Here is a 17,842-nt window from a genome sequence, read left to right as displayed (position 1 = left end):
CCTCAGCGTCGTGCCTCGAAAACCGCCGTCACAGGCTGGTGGTCACTGTGGCGGAACCCGAGGTCCGTGCCCGCGACCCCGCGTACCGCGACATTCGGCGACGCGATGAAGCCATCGATGACCAGCACATGGTTTTCGCCCGCCACATAGGGCTTGTGCGCCGTGCGGACACTTGGCACCGATGGATCGGCCGCGATGGTCCAGCCCTCCGGGATCAGCTGTCTTGGCAGGTCGCGGATCCAGAACTTGAACCGTTCCTCGGTCGTGTCGGGGAACCGCGTGGCCACCAGTCTCAGGTTCCAGTCGCCCCCGATGACCACGTGGTTTCCCTTGCGGTATTCCTGTTCCGCAAAGGCCATCAACGCCGTCACCTGCTTCGCGCGCACGTCATCCTCGACACTGTCGAAGGTGCTCAGATGGATGTTGATGATCACCCAGCTCCGGCTCTCGTCGATGCGAAGGATGTGCATGCGGTAGCCCTTGCGGAACACGCCAAGCTGGAAGGTGGGCTCCAGCGGCAGGCCGCGCCATTCCGCGGCCGTCGGACGGATCCGGGAAAAGACGGCATTCCCGACCTCGACGCGAAACGGTCGCGGGATGCCGAGTGTCTGGATGTCGGGCCAGAAGAAATGCGCATGGCCGGGCAGGGCGCTCACGACCCCGGCAAGCACATCCCGGCCCCAGGTCACCCAGGACGGTCGGGCAACCTCTTGCAGCAGCACGATATCGCTGTCCAGATCGCGCAGGAACCGGGTGATTTCGGCAAGGTTCCGATCGACAAGCGCGCCCGAGAGCGGGCGTCTCTGTTCCCCCAGATCCAGCACGAAGTCGGATTCGGCGCCCATGCCCGCATAGCCGATGTTCCACGTCGTGACGGTCAGCCGGTCAGGCATGCCGCGGGTGGCGCGGTCGATCCCCTGGATATCGGCGGTCTGCAACGCGGGCGGCGTGTTGAACCGGTTCGCGATGGCGCAGGCGGCAAGCGCGGAAAGCGCGCCAAGGCAGACGAGCAGGATGGTCACGCGCCTCATGCCTCTTTGTGCGGGTCGGGGGTGGCGACGGCCATGCCAGGAGCCTGCATCACATCAACCGGATCGGCGGCGGCCGGGGGGCTGGCGGGCGTGGGCGCCGCGGCCGGCGGCGGGGGGGCGACAACTGGTGCGGCCACAGGGTCCTCCTCGTCGTCGCCGCCCGTGTTTGCGGCATAGCGTATGACGTTGGCCGCAAGCTGCACGAACAGGGCCATGATCACCACACCCAGCAGGTTCACGAAAACCATCGCCCCGACGATCAGCGCGATATAGGTGACAAACAGGCCAAGCGACATCCATCTCACCGGCCAGACCCGGATGCGCCGCAGCCGCCGGGCGAGCGCGCGTCTTTGATCATCGGTCAACCCGGCCTCTGGCCCCTGGCGCAGCATGGCAAGGCGCCGCGTGCGCCCGCTCAGCGCCGCGACGTAAAGCCAGACGGTCATCAGACCGACAACGATCAGCATGATCAGAAACAGTCCGATCCCGGTCAGCACGAATTGCAGGTTCACGGTCTGCACGTCCATCGCGGCCCCGACCGAAAGCAGGCGGTCAATGACCGTGCCGATGTCCCTGAACCCCGACATGTCGCGGACGGCCGCCGCCAGCGATCCGAAGACCATGTCATGCAGATCCGAGAAATCCGGCGCACGCAGGAACACGTTCTGCAGGTGGACCCCAAGCGCCATGAACGCGGTCAGCAGTCCCGCGACGCAGAGGTAGAAGAACAGCGGCTCGAAGACCTCGAAACCGCAGCGATCGTCGTGAACATAGGGGTCTGGCACCAGAAGCAGGCCCTGACGCGCCAGCGATCCCGCCCCGAGAAACATCGGCAAGGCAGCGAACCAGAACAGTCCCGCGACCATCACCGAGGCGAATATCAGCGCGACCCAGATATAGGCGGCGCCGGAGAACAGGATGTTGGCGGTCGGATCGACACCGCTGCCGGGGAACAGCGCCGCCACCGACCAGTCGAATTCATAGGTTCCGTGGCTGAGGCTGATGGTGGGGATTACCCCTGCCGCCACCTCGGGCTGGTTGAGCCATCGCAGGACAACCGGCACGAAGTCCTCGACGATGATCAGCCAGAACACCAGAACGAAGACGACCGGAAAGACCCATAGGCAGCGCCGGGCAAGCGCGTTCCAAGACCCGATGAATGCCGCCTTGTCGACCGGGGCGCCGTCAACCCGACGGATCAGTTCGCGGTCCACCAGCGCTTCGAGCGTGGGCTCGATCGTTCCCCGCGCCGCGCACAGGAACAGCAGGATCAGCGGGATGAACACGATGCAGGATACGCCCCAGTTGGGTGCGTATAGAAAGCCGACGTTCTTCACCATTCCGGTCCGGAAACCGCTCAGCGGCACATCGGCGACCACGCCGTGAAAGGTCACGTGCATCAGCCCAAGGCTCAGCCCCGCGACGCAGAGCGTCGCCCCGATCCCGAGTGCGAACAGCGATACCGGAACCGGATTTTGCCCCGCTGTCCGCCACCAGTTTTCCAGAATGCCGATCATGGCCCGCAACCCCGTACGCACGATTCCTGATGCAGCCTATCCTGGATTTGACGGCGCGCCACAGGCTATCGGTCGGTTTTGCCATCGGTGCGATCTTGCACTGGTGATTGCGTGGGCGCGCGGCACAGGCTATGCGCCCGGGGCGAATTGCTGATGATTGCGGGGGGTATTGGCGGGATGCGGGCATTTGTCTTTCCGGGGCAGGGGGCACAGACGGTGGGCATGGGGCGGGCGCTGGCCGAAGGATGGCCCGCCGCGCGCGCCGTCTTTGACGAGGTCGACGCGGCACTGGGCGAAAACCTGTCGGCCCTGATCTGGGAGGGCGATCTCGACCGGCTGACGCTGACCGAGAATGCGCAGCCTGCGCTGATGGCCACCTCGATGGCGGCGCTGGCGGCGCTTGCGGCCGAGGGGATGCCGCTGGTCGGCACGGCGGATTTCGTGGCCGGGCACAGCCTGGGCGAATACTCGGCGCTGTGCGCCGCCGGGGCGCTGACCCTGTCCGACACCGCGCGCCTGTTGCGGCTGCGCGGTCTGGCGATGCAGCAGGCGGTGCCGGTCGGCGTGGGGGCGATGGCGGCGCTTCTGGGCCTCGACTATGCCACCGCCGCCGAAGTCGCGGCCGAGGCAGCCCAGGGCGAGATCTGCCAGGCCGCGAACGACAACGATCCCGCGCAGGTCGTGGTGTCGGGGCACCGGGGCGCGGTGGAGCGTGCGGTCGAGATCGCCCGGACGCGCGGCGCGAAACGTGCCATCCTGCTGCCCGTCTCGGCACCGTTCCATTGCGCCCTGATGCAGCCTGCCGCCGCCCGCATGGCCGAGGCGCTGGCGGGGGTCGTGATCTCGGCGCCGGTCGTGCCGGTCGTGGTGAACGTGCGCGCCGAGGGCGTCACCGAACCCGACCGTTTCCGCGACCTGCTGATCGCCCAGGTCACCGGGGCCGTGCGCTGGCGCGAAAGCGTCGAGTGGATGGCGCGCGCAGGCGTCACCGACTATTGGGAGATCGGCGCCGGCAAGGCGCTGTCCGGCATGATCCGCCGGATCCAGAAGGAGGCGGCGACCCGCGCCGTGGGCACCGCCGACGATGTGGCCGCCGCCCGGGGCTGACCCGCCTTCCAGCCATGCCGGAAACGTCAGGTATCGCGCTTTGCGCCGACCGATTAGCTGTCGGGTAGCGGAACCTGCGCGGCTTTGATAGGGCAGGGCGCGATTGTTTCAGGGAGGGTTCGGCGACCATGTTCGATCTGACGGGAAAATGCGTTCTGGTGACCGGAGCCTCCGGCGGGATCGGCGGCGAGATTGCCCGCGCCCTGCATGGCGCAGGCGCGACGGTCGCCCTGTCCGGCACCCGCGAGGCCCCGCTGGTCGCCCTGGCCGAAGCGCTGGGCAGCCGCGCGCATGTGCTGACCTGCGACCTGTCCGACCCCGCCGCCGTCGAGGCCCTGCCGAAGCGCGCGGCCGAGGCGATGGGCCAGGTCGATATCCTGGTGAACAATGCGGGCATCACCCGGGACGGCCTGATGCTGCGGATGTCGGATGACGACTGGCAGGCCGTGATCGACGTCAACCTGACGGCGGCGTTCCGGCTGTCGCGCGGCGTGCTTCGGGGCATGATGAAGACGCGCTGGGGCCGCATCATCAACATCACGTCGGTTGTCGGAACCGGCGGCAACCCGGGACAGGCCAACTATGCCGCCGCCAAGGCCGGGCTTGTGGGCATGTCCAAATCGCTTGCCGGTGAGGTGGCCAGCCGGGGCATCACGGTCAACTGCGTGGCGCCCGGCTTCATCGCGACCGCGATGACCGACAAGCTGACCGAAGACCAGAAGAAGGGTCTGCTGTCCGGCGTGCCCGCTGGCCGCATGGGCGAGGCGGTCGAGGTTGCGGCGGCCGTGCTGTATCTGGCCAGCCCCGAGGCCGCCTATGTCACCGGTGCCACGCTGCACGTCAACGGCGGGATGGCGATGGTCTGACCGGCCCATCGCCCGGCATCGGGAAAGGGTTTGCCTTGCCCCCGGACGCTTGCTATAGGCGCGCAGGACTCGCCCGGGGTGTCGAACACTGCGGGAGACGGGGCGCCAACGCCCCTCGGGACAGGGACAGACGGACCGGGACGTGAGGGCCCGCAGCAAGAGGACGGAACATGAGCGACATCGCCGACCGCGTGAAGAAGATCGTCGTCGAGCATCTGGGCGTCGAAGAGGACAAGGTGACCGAGAATGCCTCGTTCATCGATGACCTCGGCGCCGACAGCCTCGACACGGTCGAGCTTGTGATGGCCTTCGAAGAGGAATTCGGGATCGAGATCCCCGATGACGCCGCCGAGACCATCCAGACCTTCGGCGACGCCGTGAAGTTCATCAGCGAGGCGCAGGCCTGACAGCCGCACCGCGCGATGCGGACAGGGCGCCTTCGGGCGCCCTTTTCATTTGCCGTGCCCGTGCTGCCGTCGCAGTCTGGCGTGCGTGACAGATTTGGGGGCGGGGCGCATGGCGACGCTTGCGGAAATGTTCGGGGGCGGGGCCGAGACCTTCATGGGCCTGCCCGCCGATGACGGGCGGACAGCGCATCGCGCCGTGATCCTGGGGGCCGACGGCTGCACGCCCTATGCCTCGGTCGGGTTCTACTGCGAGGGTGGTCCCGCCGCGATCCGGGCGGCGGGCGCCGCCTATGCCGCGAACCTGCACCACGTGAACTTCGATCTTGGCGGCCCGGTCCTGCCGCCCGGGGTGACGATCGCGGACGCCGGCAATGTGCCGGTCACGCCGGATGATCCCGATGGCAACCGCGACCGGCTGCGTCGCGCGGTGTCGGGGATCGCGGCGCGGGGTGCGGTGCCGGTTCTGCTGGGGGGCGACGACTCGCTTCCCATTCCGATGCTGCAGGCGCTGTCGGGTCGGGATCGCCCGCTGACGATCCTTCAGATCGACGCGCATGTCGACTGGCGTGATGAGGTCGCGGGCGAACGGCTGGGCCTGTCATCCACCATGCGCCGCGCGTCCGAGATGGCGCATGTCGGCACGATGATCCAGGTGGGCCAGCGCGGCATCGGTTCGGCCCGTCCGGGCGATCTGGCCGATGCGCAGGCGCGCGGCGTGGTGTTCGTGCCGGCCTCCCGGGTATTCCGTGACGGAACGGACGCGGCACTCGCGGCGATTCCCCCGGGGTCGGACATTGCGATCTGCCTTGATGTCGATGCGCTCGACCCGGCGATCATGCCCGCCGCCATCGGGCGCACGGCCGGAGGGCTGACCTACTGGCATGTCGTCGACCTGATCGCCGGTGCGGCGGCGCGGGGCCGGATCGTGGCCTTCGACATGGTCGAACTGATGCCCGCGCGCGACATTGACGGTCAGGGAGCGATGCTGGCCGCGCAGCTGCTGGCAACGGTGCTGGGCATCATCGCGCGGCAGTCGGGCTGAGCGTCTGCATGGCCCGCCGCGGCCGGGAGAGCCGGGGATGCCCGGCGATCAGCCCGCCGCCAGCCGCACCCCGTGCCGTGCGGCGAGGTCGAGGAAGAACTGCCAGGCCACCCGCCCTGACCGCGCGCCGCGGGTCGCCTGCCATTCGATCGCCTCGGCCCGCAGCGCGGCCTCGTCGACGCTCAGCCCATGCGCGGCGCAGTAGCCCCGGATCATCTCCAGGTATTCGTCCTGCGTGCAGGGGTGGAAACCCAGCCACAGGCCGAACCGGTCCGACAGGGATACCTTTTCCTCGACCGCCTCGGAAGGGCTGATCGCGGTGGACCGCTCGTTCTCGATCATGTCACGCGGCATCAGGTGGCGCCGGTTCGACGTGGCGTAGAAGATCACGTTCCCGGGCCGCCCCTCGATCCCGCCGTCCAGCACCGCCTTCAGCGACTTGTAGTGCTGGTCGTCGTGGCTGAACGACAGGTCGTCGCAGAACAGGATGAACCGCCGGTCCGCCGCCGCCCGCAGATGCCGCAGCAGCCGCGTCACCGAAGGCAGGTCATCGCGGCTGAGTTCGACCAGCACCAGCGCCAGCCCCTCGGCCCGCACCGCGGCATGCACCGCCTTGACCAGCGATGACTTCCCCATCCCCCGCGCGCCCCACAGAAGGGCGTTGTTCGCCGGCAGGCCCCCGGCAAAGGCCCGGGTGTTGGCCAGCAATGTGTCGCGCGACCGGTTCACCCCCACCAGCAGCGACAGATCCACGCGCGCCACCTGATCAACCGGGTCCAGGCGGTCTGGGCCCGTGTGCCAGACAAAGGCATCGGCCGCCGCAAAATCGGGGGCCGGGGCGGGCGGCGGGCTCATCCGCTCAAGCGCCGCCGCAATGCGTTCCAGCGTCGCCTCGCTCATGCCTTGCCCTTCGGGACGTCGGGGGTCTCGTCATCGGGTTCCGGGTCCACCCACAGCCCCTCGGCCCGCAGCCGCGCCTCGCGCCGACGCTCGATGCCCGAGACAAGGAAGATCGAGATCTCGTAAAGCCCGAAGACCACGGTGAACAGGATCACCTGGGTGATCACGTCCGGCGGCGTCACGATCGCGGCCAGAACCAGAATGCCCACGACCGCGTATTTGCGCACCGACTTCAGCCCGGCCGCCGACACCAGCCCCGCCTTGCCCATCAGGGTCAGCAGCACCGGCAGCTGGAAACAGATGCCGAAGGCCATGATGAACTTGGTGGTCAGCGACAGATATTCCTCCATCGAGCCTTGGAACAGGATGCCGGCAGCCCCCGGCTCCACCGCCGCCACGGCGCCCGCCTCGGCACCTTCGGGCACGACGGCGGGTCCGAACTGCTGGAAGTTCAGGAAAAAGTCGAAGGCCAGCGGCAGGACCCCATAGAACGCAAAGGCCGCCCCCAGTGCGAACATGACCGGCGAGGCGACCAGGAAGGGCAGGAAGGCGCCCTTTTCCGATTTGTACAGGCCCGGCGCCACGAAGCGCCACATCTGGAAGGCGATCACCGGGAATGCCAGCGCGAAGCCGCCCAGAAGCGAGATCCGGATGGCCACAAAGAACCCTTCCTGCAGCTTGATCAGGTAAAGCCCGCAGTCCTGGCCGCGTTCGGCCAGCGCCGAGCAGATCGGATTCGTCAGGAAATTGAAGATCGGGTTCCACACGGTGAAACAGATCACCATGCCGATCAGGAAGGCGATCACCGACTTGATCAGCCGGTTGCGAAGTTCGGCCAGGTGCTCGATCAGCGGGGCGGAACTGTCGTCGATGTCATCCGTCTGGCTCATCCGTCCGTGCCCTCGGTCGTGTCACCCGCCTTGCCCGGGCTGCGCGCCTGACGCAGCGTGGCGGCCTGCGCCTCGGCCTCGGCGCGCTTGGCGGCCTGCGCCTCGGCCAGGGCCTGTGTCGCCGGGCCCATCGGGCGCGCGGGGGCCGGTGCCGGTTCGACGGCCCCGGGATCGGCGGCCCCGGGATCGGCGACGGTGGATGCGGCCTTCGCAGCCTTGGGCGCGGCGGCCTTGGTCGCCTTCAGCGGATCCCAGGTCTCGAACTTGCGCGCCGCTTCCTTCACCGCATCCATGCCCGTCTTGGGCATGTTCGCGGCGTTGCGGATGTCCTTGGCCACGTCCTTCACGCCGGATTCGTCAGCCGCCGCCTCCATCGCGCGCGAGAACTCGCGCGCCATCCCGCGCGCCTTGGCGGTGAACCGGCCCAGGGTGCGGAACATTTCGGGCAGGTCTTTCGGGCCGATCACGATCAGCGCCACGATCCCGATAAGCAGAAGCTCGGTCCAGCCGATGTCGAACATCGCGTTTCATCCCGTTCCGGGCAGAGCCTCAGACCTTGTCCTTGTCGGCGGTGGGCGTCACGTCGCGCGCGTCCTTGGCGGCGGCCTCGATTTCCGCCGTCTCCTCCTTCACGCCGCGCTTGAAGGCGGTGATGCCCTTGCCCACCTCGCCCATCAGCGACGAGATCTTGCCGCGCCCGAACAGCACAAGCACGACAACCGCGATCAGAAGAAGGCCGGGAAGGCCGATATTGTTCAGCATGGGGGATCTCCCTGTGGATGCCCGATGCCCCGCGACGGGCGGGACCTGTCATGAACGACGGTCTAGCCCCTTCGCTTCCCCCCCGCAAAGCAGAAGGCGGCGCTGCGCGCAGGCAACTGACAGTATTTTGTCAGTATCCCCCGTTGACCCGCGCCCGGACTGGCCCGACCCTGCCGCGATGAAGCGCGATGACCGCATCTATGCCCTGATCCGCATCCTGCGCGACGGACGGCTGCACACTGCGGCGGAACTGGCCGCCGCGCTGGGCGTCTCGACCCGGACGATCTGGCGCGACATGGCGGTGATGGCGGCGACCGGACTGCCGGTGACCGGGGGCAGGGGGCTTGGCTATATCCTGCGGGCGCCGCTGATGCTGCCGCCGCTGATGCTGACGCAGGACGAACTGGACGCGCTCGTGGCCGGGCTGAACGATCAGGCCGCAGAGCAGGGCGTGCGCGCGCGCGGCGCGAAAAGCCTGCTGGCCAAGATCGCGATGCTCCTGCCGCAGGCCGACGTGCCGGACCCCCACGGCAACTGACACACCCTGTCGGCAGGCGCCGTCCATAAGGGCGCACCAGCAACCCAGACGGAGTTCCCCGATGCGCCTTCTGCCCTGCCTTGTCCCGACGCTTGCCCTTGCCGCCCCCGACGCCGCCCGCGCAGCGGGCGACGGCCCGGTGATCGAGGTGGTGTCCTTCCGCCTTGTCGCCGGAACGCCCGAGGCCGATTTCCTGGCCGCCGCAGCCGCGACCGAACCGCCGCTGCGGACCGCACCCGGCTTTGTCGCGCGCCGTCTTGTGCGGGCCGAGGGCGGCGTCTGGACCGATCTTGTGGAATGGTCGTCGCTGGGGGCCGCGCAGGCCGGTGCGCAGGCGATGACCGCCGAACCTGCCTTCGGTGCCTTTGTCGCCCTGATTGACATGGACAGCCTGACCATGCGCCACGATGCCCTGCGCTGGCGCATGGATTGACGCCGCCAAAGGGCCGCGACAGGTTGGGCCATGCCGCAGACCACGCGCCTGTTCGACCTGATCCAGATCCTGCGCGACGGGCGGTTGCACACCGCCCGCGCCATCGCTGACCGGCTGGAGGTATCGACCCGCACGGTCTGGCGCGACATGGCGCGCCTGCAGGCCGCAGGCTGGCCGGTCGAGGGCGAGCGGGGCCTGGGCTACATGCTGCGCGAGTCGGTGGACCTGCCGCCGCTGACCCTGACGGTCGAGGAAATCGAGGCGCTGCGGCTGGGCGCGGCGCTGGTGGCGCGGGGGGCGGACCCGGGGCTTGCCCGCGCGGCCGGGAACCTGACGGCCAAGATCGTCGCGGCCCTGCCGCCGCGGCTGGCCGCGGCGCCGGGTCCGGCACCCTTTGTCTATACCGCCACCGAGACCGAGACGGGGGCCCGCCATCTGGCGGCCCTGCGCCGGGCGGTGCGCGATGGCCTGGCCACGCGCATCGACTATTGCGACGAAACCAGCCGCGCCACCGCGCGCGACATCCGCCCGCTGCAGCTTGAATTCTGGGGACGGGTCTGGACGCTGGCGGCGTTCTGCGACCTGCGCGGCGATTTCCGCAGCTTCCGGCTGGACCGGATCGCGGACTGCCAGGTTCATGACCACCCCTTCGTCCGCGAACCCGGGCGCGACCTGGCCGCCTGGCAGGCGCGTAGCGGGCCTGCGGTCGGCCTGCAAGGGTAGCGGCCGGACCGCGCTATCGCGCTGCGGCGGGAAACACGAAGCACCGGTCGCGGCGGATCATCAGCCACAGCACCGTGCCCGGCCTTGGCAGGAAGACCCCGGGAACCGAGGCTGTCAGCCGCCCACCGTCGAAATCCATGCGGAAATCCACCAGGCTCTCGCGCCCCAGATAGCGCGCCCTCAGCACCGTGCCCCGCGCGGGCGTGCCGTCCTGCGGGGTGGGGTTCGGACCCCGCCCGCCGCGGTCGAAGTCGATCTTCAGATGCTGCGGGCGGATCACGATCTCGACCTCGGCGCCATCGGCGTGGCCCGGCGTCAGGAAGGCGCCGAACGGCGTTTCGGTCAGCGCGCCGCGCGACGTTCCGCGGATTACGTTCACATCGCTGAAGAACGCGGCGGCCGCGCGGTCGGCGGGGGCGTTGTAGATGTTGTAGGGGCTGCCGCGCTGCACGATCCGGCCGCCGCGCATCAGCGCGATCTCGTCGCCCATCCGCAGCGCCTCGTCCGGTTCGTGGGTCACCAGAACCACCGCCGCACCCTCGTCCTTCAGGATGTCCAGCGTGGTGTCGCGGATGCCGTCGCGCAGGCGGTTGTCCAGCCCGCTGAACGGCTCGTCCATCAGCATCACGCGCGGACGCGGCGCCAGCGCCACCCGCTGCTGTTCTCCCCCCGACAGTTCATGCGGATGCTTGGCGGCAAAACCGGTCAGGTTCACCCGTTCCAGCAGTTCGCCGACCCGCGCATCCCGCGCCGCCCGGTCGCCGCGCAGGCCGAAGCCCACGTTCTGCGCGACCGTCAGATGCGGGAACAGCGCGAAGTCCTGAAACATCAGCCCCACGCCGCGGGACTCGGGTGGCATGAACTGCCCGGCACCCGACATCACGCGCCCGTCGATCGCGACCTCGCCCGCGTCCGGGCGGTCCACCCCCGCGATCATCCGCAGCGTCGTTGACTTGCCGCATCCCGAAGGCCCGAGCAGGCAGGTCACCTGACCGGCCGCCACCCGCAGCGACAGGTCGTCCACCACGGCCATGCCGCCCAGCCGCCGGGTCAGCCCGGTGACGGCCAGCCGGGCAGGGGCCGCGGCCTCCGGTCGGTCGTGCTGTGTGAGGGGCACCGGTTCTCCACCAAAACCGTAAGGATTTGGGCGGTCCTAGCAGCCGGGACCAACCGCGACAAGGGGCGGGCCCCGCGTCACATCCTACAGGATCAGGTCGCTGTCGGTCATGGCCGCCACGTTCCGCATCAGGATCTCGAAATCCGCCACCCCGTCGCCATTCACGTCGCCCAGCAGGCTGCTGCTCGCCCCCGCCTGCAACCGCAACTGCCCCGCGACGCCGGTGAATGCGCCGGTGCCGATCCAGACAAAGGCCTGGTCGCCGGTGACGGTGGTGTTGGCGTCGATCATCGACAGGTCGATCAGGTCGACCCCGATCTCGAAATCCTCGACCGTATCGCGCAGGCTGCTGCCCACCGGGGAATCCGCCACCGTGCGGAACTGGAAGATGTCGGCATCCAGCCCGCCCCACAGCCGGTCGCGCCCGCCGCCCGCCACCAGCAGATCGTCGCCGTCGCCGCCATAGAGGAGGTCGTTGCCACCACCGCCCAGCAGCGTGTCGTCACCATTGTCGCCATGGAGCGTGTCGCGCCCGGCCTGGCCCGCGATGCGGTCGTCGCCCTCGCCGCCCGATGCGCTGTCGTCGCCGCGCCCGCCGTGGATCAGATCGTCGCCCGCCCCGCCCCATGCCGTATCGTTGCCATCGCCACCATAAAGCCGGTTGCGCGCCGCATTGCCGATGATCTGGTTGTCCAGCGCGTTGCCCGACCCGATCACCCCGCCCGGCAGCAGCACCAGCGCCTCGACCTCGGGCGTCGCGCCCAGGTCCCAGTCGACCGCCGCCTCGATGGTGTCCTGTCCGCCGCCGGCAAGCTCGACGATCGCCACCGGAATGGCCCCGATCCGGTACAGGTCATTGCCCGCCCCGCCCGCCACGGGCCCCGCCACGGTGCCACCGATCGTGTCGAACACATCGTCGCCGGCGCCCAGGTCGACCGGCCCCTCGATGCGTCCGGTGTTGGTTACCCGGTCGTGGCCCGACCCCAGCGCGATGCCCTGCGCCCCGGCCATCAGCCCTGTGTTCGCCAGCGTCACGGTCTGCGCGGCCGTCAGCGCCCAGCCGTTCAGCCCCAGGATCGATCCGCTGTTGGTGATCGACAGGATCCCGCCGGCCTCGCCGCTGATGGCCGCGGACGATGCCGAAGCGCCGACCGTGATGCGCCCTGTGTTCACGAAGGTGGCCGTCCCCTCCAGCACCACGCCATTGCTCAGATGTGCGCTGCCCGCGATGTCGCCGTGGTTCGTGAACCCGCCGCCCCCGGCAAACAGCAGGCCATGCGCCATTCCCGACAGCACGCCATGGTTCACCCCCGTCGACGCCACCCCCAGGATCGAGACGGCGCCCGCGCTGCTGCTGGTGCTGCTGACCGTTCCGCGATTCGTGAAGCTCGACCACCCCCCCGACATCGACACCGCCGAGGCGGCGCCCGTGGGATGCGACGCGCTGACCGCGCCCGCCGCCCCGATGACCAGCACCGATCCCTGCGCCTCCAGCGACACCGCGATCGCCTCGCCGGACGCAACAGTGCCGAAAAGCGTCACGCCGATGTCGCTCAGCGTGTCTGCGGCATGGATAACCGACCCCTCGGGGTTCAGCATGAAGAAGTTGGGCAACAGCACAAGACTGTCGCCCGGGTTCTGGAACGTATAGCCCGTTCCCGTCAGAAACGCGTTGCTGGCCTGGAAATGTGTGGGCATGCGCGCCTCCTCTCGCCCGGGTTGCGAGAGGCTAGCGACATACACTCATCCCGGTAAAGTCCCTTGCGGGCCCCCCCGGTTCCTGCCGTCAGATCGTGGCATTCGTGGCGCCGCCATCCAGCAGGATGTTCTGCCCGACGATGAACCCGGCATGCACCGAACAGAGGAAGGCGCAGGCCGCGCCGAACTCGGCCGCGGTGCCGTATCGCCGCGCCGGGATCGTGGCCTCGCGCGCACGCCGCGCGTCCTCGGCCGAGCTGTTGGCGGCCCGCGCCGCCCCCGCATCCAGCGCCACGGCGCGGTCCGTGTCATGGATTCCGGGCAGCAGGTTGTTGATCGTCACGCCATGCTGCGCGACCTGCCGCGCGGTTCCCGCGACAAATCCCGTCAGCCCGGCCCGCGCCGTGTTCGACAGGCCCAGCTGGGGGATCGGCGCCTTGACCGATTGCGAGGTGATGTTGACCACCCGTCCCCAGCCCCGCCCGATCATCCCGGGCAGCATGGCCTGCATCAGCGCCACCGGCGTCAGAAGGTTGGCATCCAGCGCGCGGATGAAATCGTCGCGGCTCCAGTCCGACCACAGGCCGGGGGGCGGCCCGCCCGCGTTGGTCACCAGGATGTCCACCTCTCCCGCCGCCGCCAGCACCTCGGCCCGGCCCTCGGGCGTGGTGATGTCGGCCGCGACCGCCGTGACAGTGACGCCATGTGCCGCGCGGATCGCCTCGGCCGTCGCCTCCAGCACCGCCGCGCCCCGCGCATTCAGGACGATGTCGACGCCCGCCGACGCCAGCGCCTCGGCACAGCCGCGCCCCAGCCCCTTCGACCCCGCGCAGACCAGTGCCCGCCTGCCGCCGATACCCAGATCCATCCCGTCCTCCTGTCCTGCATCTCCCGTGCCCTAGCAGCCCGGCCCCCGCAGGCCAAGCCCCCGGAAAGGTTGACGCGCGGCGCCCCGCTCTGCTAGCGCCGGGGCATCCGGCGGCCCGCAGGACCGCAGAATGTCAGGTGATCCGTGTCCGAACCCGTCCCCGTCCAGACCTGTGCCGTTTTCGCCGCCGATGATCTCTACGTCCGGCAGGGTGTCGCGCAGGGGGACGGGCTGACCGGCCCCGAGGATGTCTGCACCGGCGATGTCTACTGGCTCGACCCCGACGCGCTGCCCCGCCACCTGTCCTTCCTGCGCGATGGTCAAGGCCAGCGCGTCGCCCCGGGGTCCGAGGTCGGCCGTCCCGGCGAAACGGTCATCGTGCGCGCGCGCTACCGCCTCCTCGGCCCCGAAGGCGACGGGGTGGACGTGCTGCTGCTGGATGTGGGCGGCGATCTCTTTGCCCTGCCGCTGGCCCCGGTGGTGCCCCGGGCAGACCACACGCTTGTCACCGTCGATGCGACGCCCGCGGCGCTGCCCCTCGCCGACCTGATGAGCCTTTCCTTCGCGCGCGGCACCCGCGTGACGATGGGCGACGGCAGCCAGCGGCCGGTCGAGACGCTGCGCCCCGGCGATCTGGTGCTGACGCGCGACCACGGGCGCCAGCCGCTGCGCTGGCTGGGCCAGGCAACGCTGCGCGCGGTCGGCGCCTTTGCCCCGGTGGTGATCGGCAAGGGCACGCTTGGCAACGCCGACGACCTGGCGGTGGGGCCGCACCACCGCATCTTCCTCTATCTCCGCCGCCGCGACCCCGCGCTGCCCACCGCCGAGGTTCTGGTGCAGGCCCGCCACCTGATCGACGGCGAGGCGGTATGGGCGCGCGAAGGCGGCTTCGTCGACTACTTCGGCCTGGTCTTCGACCGGCACGAGATCATCTATGCCGAGGGCATTCCCGTCGAAAGCCTGCTGGTCAACGAAGCGACCGTGCCGCGCCTGCCCGCCGGGCTGGCGGATGAGGTGACAGCCAGCCTGCCGGGCCTGCGGCAAAGCCAGCACTTCGGCACCGAGGCCGACACCCGGGCGATGGCTGCCATCGCGGGGATGCTGGGCCTGGGGGCGGGGCAGGGCGGCGGGCGCTAGCCCCCCGCTACTGCAGGAACTCCACCGGATCGACCGAATCCGCCCCGCGCCTGACCTCGAAATGCAGGAAGGCCGGGTCGGCGCGTCGGATCACCGCGATCTGCTGGCCGCGTTTCACCGTGGCCCCGCGCGTCACCGACAGGGCGTCGATCCCGGCATAGACGGTCAGCAGGTTGCCCTCGTGCCGGATCACCACGATGGGCACCTGATCCGTGTCCTTGGTGATCGCGGCCACCGTCCCGTCGGCGGCGGCGCGCACCGGGCTGCCTGCGGCGGCCGCGATGTCGATCCCGTCATTGCGGCCCTTGGCATAGGGCCGGATGATCCGCCCCTCCGCCGGCATCGCCATGCGCGCGGCCGAGGCGGGCGTCCGGGTGGCACCCAGCCCGGGCGATGGCGGCGTCTCGGGCGGCTTGGCCGCGGCCGCCGTCGGGCGTTCGGCGGGCAGGGGCTGGGCGGCCGAGGGTGGTGTCGGCGTCGCCGATCCCGCCCCCGGGGCCGAGGCGTCGGCCGTCGCCGCCGGGGCAGGGGCCGCCGCCGCCGTCGGGATCAGCAGCGTCTGCCCCTCGCGCAACGCCAGATCGGGGCCAAGCCCGTTCCAGTCGGCCAGCGCCCGCGCGCTGACGCCGTAGAGCCGCGCCACCGAATAGGCCGTCTCGCCCCGCGCGACGCGGTGGCGGCGCGGTTCCGGCCCCGCTGCCGGGGCGGGCGCGGCAGGGGCGGCCGCCGGCGCCGCGCGGTCGATCGCGGCGCCCGCGATCGTCGTCACGTCGATCGGCCCGCCGATCACCGCGCCGGGCGCCGCGGTCGCGCCCTCCGCAGCCGGGGCCTCGGCGACGCGGCGGGGCAGCGCCAGGATTTCGCCCGCCCTCAGGCTGTCGCCCGGTTGCAGCGCATTGGCCCGTGCCAGTTCCTCGGGCGTCAGGCCCACGCGCGACGCCACGCTGGCCACCGTGTCGCCGCGCCGCGACATCGCCACCTGATAGCCCGGATAGGACAGCACGCCCCGCGAATCCGGCGACGGGCGCGGCGCGGTGGCGCGCTGCGCCGCCTCGGCGGTCGATCCCTGGTCGCGGCCCCGCAGGTCCCAGTCCAGCACCCCGGTCGGCGAACAGGCCGACAGCAGCAGCGCCATCGCACCGCAGGCCGACATCGCCCTCGCAAGGCCCGGGCGCCGGTCCCGCATGGCCCGTGCCCCCGGCCGCACCGCTGCGCCTACGCGCGAAATGTCGATCATCGCTCTGCCTCACCTTCGGCGCCCGGGTTGGCCCCGGGTCGCACCCTTGCGTCGCTCCGGCGGTCAGTCCGCCGCAAGCCCCTCGACCAGCGGCACGAAACGCACCGCACGCAGTTCCTCATAGTCGAACCCGCCCGTGCGCCGCGTCACCTTGATCAGGCTCTGCACCGCATCCGACTGGCCGACCGGAACCACCATGATACCGCCGATCTTCAATTGTGCCAACAGGGGCCCCGGCGGGTCTTCGGCGGCAGCGGTCACAATGATGCGGTCGAACGGGGCCTGATCGGGCAGGCCGTGGCTGCCATCGGCGGCAAAGGCCGTCACATTCGCAAGGCCCAGGCTGCGGAACACCTCGACCGCCTCGCGCACCAGCCGCCGGTGGCGGTCCACCGTCCACACCCGGCGGGCAAGCTGGCTCAGGATCGCGGCCTGATAGCCCGACCCCGTGCCCACCTCCAGCACCGTGTCGCGCGGCCCGGGGTTCAGCGCCTGGGTCATGATGCCCACGACCGAAGGCTGGCTGATCGTCTGGCCGCAGGCGATCGGCAGGGGCATGTCCTCCTGCGCGCGGGCGGCGAACAGGCCGCGCACGAAATGTGCGCGGTCGATGCGTTCCATCGCCGTCAGAACCCGCGTGTCGGTCACGCCCCGCGACCGCAGCGCAAACAGGAAACGCATCTTGGCGGTGGCCGGATCGTCATCCGCATCGCCGCCCGTCTCGGTCATGCCAGGCGGCGCTCCAGATCGGCCAGCGCGTCATGGGCGGTCAGGTCGGCCCGCATCGGCGTCACCGAGACATGCCCGTCCAGGTTCACCGCCACATCGGTGCCGGGCAGCGTCGGCGTGTGCTGCGGCCCGCCCTTGATCCACAGGAACTTGCGTCCCGAGGGCGAGATATGCGGCTCGACCCCGAAAAAGCTGTCGCGCCGATAGCCCTGCGCCGCCACCTTCACGCCCTTCACCCGCGCCGCCGGGATCGGCGGGAAGTTCACGTTGTAGAACAGCCGGTAGTCATCGCCGCCGTTCCACAGGCCCTTGTCCAGCAGGTCGCGCACCACGGTCGCGCCATGCGCACGCGCGGCCTCGAACGGGTCGGTCAGCCCCTCGGTCTCGGGGCCCAGGAACTGCGACAGCGCGATGGCCGGCAGGCCCTGCAGCGCCGCCTCCATCGCGCCCCCGATGGTGCCGGAATACAGCACGTTCTCGCCCGCGTTGTTGCCCCGGTTCACCCCCGACAGCACCAGATCGGGCCGACCGCCCTGCAGCACGTCGTAAAGCGCCGCCAGCACGCAGTCGGCCGGGCTGCCCTCGGCCGCATAGCGGCGATGGCCCAGCTTCGCGATCATCATCGGATGGGTATAGCTGATGCAATGGCCCACGCCCGATTGTTCGAAGGCGGGCGCGACGGTCCAGACCTCGCCCTGCGGCCCCGCGATCTCGGTGGCGATGGCGGTCAGAACCTCCAGCCCCGGTGCGTTGATGCCGTCGTCATTGGTGATCAGAATGCGCATGCTGCCCCCTTGCATGCCCTTCCTAGACGATGGGCGGGCAGGGCGGCAATCGCCC

At 70.0% G+C, this 17,842-nt stretch carries 20 protein-coding genes; 8 read left to right on the top strand and 12 right to left on the bottom strand.

Going from position 1 to position 17,842, the window contains the following annotated elements; all coding sequences use genetic code 11:
• Positions 1 to 2 precede the first annotated feature (2 nt).
• A complete protein-coding gene (locus tag KF887_12365; protein QYK40228.1) occupies positions 3 to 1,031 on the bottom strand; it encodes an endonuclease/exonuclease/phosphatase family protein in 1,029 nt (342 codons plus the stop codon).
• Positions 1,028 to 2,548, bottom strand: a complete 1,521-nt coding sequence (locus KF887_12360) for a hypothetical protein (protein QYK40227.1) — start codon at positions 2,546 to 2,548, stop codon at positions 1,028 to 1,030. Before KF887_12360 ends, KF887_12365 begins: the two co-directional genes overlap by 4 nt.
• Before the next feature lie 177 nt (positions 2,549 to 2,725).
• Between KF887_12360 and fabD the strand changes: the two genes are divergently transcribed.
• The 4 genes from fabD (at position 2,726) to KF887_12340 (ending at position 5,970) form a co-directional block, all read left to right on the top strand.
• Complete coding sequence (gene fabD, locus KF887_12355; GenBank protein QYK40226.1) at positions 2,726 to 3,655, top strand: ACP S-malonyltransferase; 930 nt, start codon at positions 2,726 to 2,728, stop codon at positions 3,653 to 3,655.
• A 128-nt stretch (positions 3,656 to 3,783) separates the two neighbouring features.
• On the top strand, positions 3,784 to 4,521 hold the full coding sequence (fabG, locus tag KF887_12350; GenBank protein ID QYK40225.1) for a 3-oxoacyl-[acyl-carrier-protein] reductase: 738 nt from the start codon (positions 3,784 to 3,786) through the stop codon (positions 4,519 to 4,521).
• 170 nt (positions 4,522 to 4,691) lie between these two features.
• Positions 4,692 to 4,928 (top strand): acyl carrier protein, encoded by a 237-nt coding sequence (locus KF887_12345; protein QYK40224.1) that lies wholly within the window; start codon positions 4,692 to 4,694, stop codon positions 4,926 to 4,928.
• Positions 4,929 to 5,037: 109 nt separating this feature from the next.
• Entirely contained in the window at positions 5,038 to 5,970 is a 933-nt protein-coding gene (locus KF887_12340; GenBank protein QYK40223.1) for an arginase family protein, read from the top strand.
• A gap of 48 nt (positions 5,971 to 6,018) precedes the next feature.
• Here the strand turns inward: KF887_12340 and KF887_12335 are convergent, their stop codons facing one another.
• The 4 genes from KF887_12335 to tatA are packed head-to-tail and all read right to left on the bottom strand — an operon-like array spanning position 6,019 to position 8,522.
• Positions 6,019 to 6,870, bottom strand: coding sequence for an ATP-binding protein (locus KF887_12335; GenBank protein QYK40222.1), 852 nt, complete (start codon positions 6,868 to 6,870; stop codon positions 6,019 to 6,021).
• Entirely contained in the window at positions 6,867 to 7,760 is an 894-nt protein-coding gene (gene tatC, locus KF887_12330; GenBank protein QYK40221.1) for a twin-arginine translocase subunit TatC, read from the bottom strand. The genes KF887_12335 and tatC overlap by 4 nt, the downstream gene beginning before the upstream one ends.
• Entirely contained in the window at positions 7,757 to 8,281 is a 525-nt protein-coding gene (gene tatB / locus KF887_12325) for a Sec-independent protein translocase protein TatB (protein QYK40220.1), read from the bottom strand. The genes tatC and tatB overlap by 4 nt, the downstream gene beginning before the upstream one ends.
• A 28-nt stretch (positions 8,282 to 8,309) precedes the next feature.
• Positions 8,310 to 8,522 carry a twin-arginine translocase TatA/TatE family subunit gene (tatA, locus tag KF887_12320; GenBank protein QYK40219.1) on the bottom strand — a complete coding sequence of 71 codons (213 nt, stop codon included), beginning with the start codon at positions 8,520 to 8,522 and terminating at the stop codon, positions 8,310 to 8,312.
• Positions 8,523 to 8,700: 178 nt separating this feature from the next.
• On the opposite strand from tatA, the gene KF887_12315 reads away from it, so the two are divergent.
• From KF887_12315 to KF887_12305, 3 genes are all read left to right on the top strand, one after another.
• Entirely contained in the window at positions 8,701 to 9,060 is a 360-nt protein-coding gene (locus tag KF887_12315; GenBank protein ID QYK40218.1) for an HTH domain-containing protein, read from the top strand.
• A gap of 61 nt (positions 9,061 to 9,121) precedes the next feature.
• Positions 9,122 to 9,493 carry a hypothetical protein gene (locus KF887_12310; GenBank protein ID QYK40217.1) on the top strand — a complete coding sequence of 124 codons (372 nt, stop codon included), beginning with the start codon at positions 9,122 to 9,124 and terminating at the stop codon, positions 9,491 to 9,493.
• A gap of 30 nt (positions 9,494 to 9,523) precedes the next feature.
• Complete coding sequence (locus KF887_12305) at positions 9,524 to 10,216, top strand: YafY family transcriptional regulator (protein QYK40216.1); 693 nt, start codon at positions 9,524 to 9,526, stop codon at positions 10,214 to 10,216.
• 13 nt (positions 10,217 to 10,229) lie between these two features.
• Here KF887_12305 and KF887_12300 read toward each other — a convergent pair whose 3' ends face one another.
• The 3 genes from KF887_12300 to KF887_12290 form a co-directional block, all read right to left on the bottom strand.
• Positions 10,230 to 11,249: an ABC transporter ATP-binding protein gene (locus KF887_12300; GenBank protein QYK43562.1), complete on the bottom strand. Its 1,020-nt coding sequence runs from the start codon at positions 11,247 to 11,249 to the stop codon at positions 10,230 to 10,232.
• A gap of 168 nt (positions 11,250 to 11,417) precedes the next feature.
• Positions 11,418 to 13,031 (bottom strand): M10 family metallopeptidase C-terminal domain-containing protein, encoded by a 1,614-nt coding sequence (locus KF887_12295; protein ID QYK40215.1) that lies wholly within the window; start codon positions 13,029 to 13,031, stop codon positions 11,418 to 11,420.
• A gap of 88 nt (positions 13,032 to 13,119) precedes the next feature.
• A complete protein-coding gene (locus tag KF887_12290) occupies positions 13,120 to 13,899 on the bottom strand; it encodes an SDR family oxidoreductase (protein ID QYK40214.1) in 780 nt (259 codons plus the stop codon).
• 144 nt (positions 13,900 to 14,043) lie between these two features.
• Here KF887_12290 and KF887_12285 point away from each other — a divergent pair, with 144 nt between their 5' ends.
• Positions 14,044 to 15,036 (top strand): Hint domain-containing protein, encoded by a 993-nt coding sequence (locus KF887_12285; protein ID QYK40213.1) that lies wholly within the window; start codon positions 14,044 to 14,046, stop codon positions 15,034 to 15,036.
• A 7-nt stretch (positions 15,037 to 15,043) separates the two neighbouring features.
• Here the strand turns inward: KF887_12285 and KF887_12280 are convergent, their stop codons facing one another.
• The 3 genes from KF887_12280 to surE all read right to left on the bottom strand — a co-directional run bounded on the left by KF887_12280 (position 15,044) and on the right by surE (position 17,787).
• The gene (locus tag KF887_12280) at positions 15,044 to 16,189 is read right to left on the bottom strand and encodes a peptidoglycan DD-metalloendopeptidase family protein (protein QYK43561.1); all 1,146 of its coding nucleotides are present in this window, start codon (positions 16,187 to 16,189) and stop codon (positions 15,044 to 15,046) included.
• 147 nt (positions 16,190 to 16,336) lie between these two features.
• Positions 16,337 to 17,002 (bottom strand): protein-L-isoaspartate(D-aspartate) O-methyltransferase, encoded by a 666-nt coding sequence (locus tag KF887_12275; protein ID QYK40212.1) that lies wholly within the window; start codon positions 17,000 to 17,002, stop codon positions 16,337 to 16,339.
• On the bottom strand, positions 16,999 to 17,787 hold the full coding sequence (surE, locus tag KF887_12270; protein ID QYK40211.1) for a 5'/3'-nucleotidase SurE: 789 nt from the start codon (positions 17,785 to 17,787) through the stop codon (positions 16,999 to 17,001). The genes KF887_12275 and surE overlap by 4 nt, the downstream gene beginning before the upstream one ends.
• Positions 17,788 to 17,842: the final 55 nt, after the last annotated feature.

It is taken from the genome of Paracoccaceae bacterium (assembly GCA_019454225.1).
In the GTDB taxonomy this organism is placed as follows: Bacteria; Pseudomonadota; Alphaproteobacteria; order Rhodobacterales; family Rhodobacteraceae.
The sequence above is the reverse complement of the archived record's forward strand: the minus strand, read 5'-3'. Positions and strand labels throughout refer to the sequence as shown.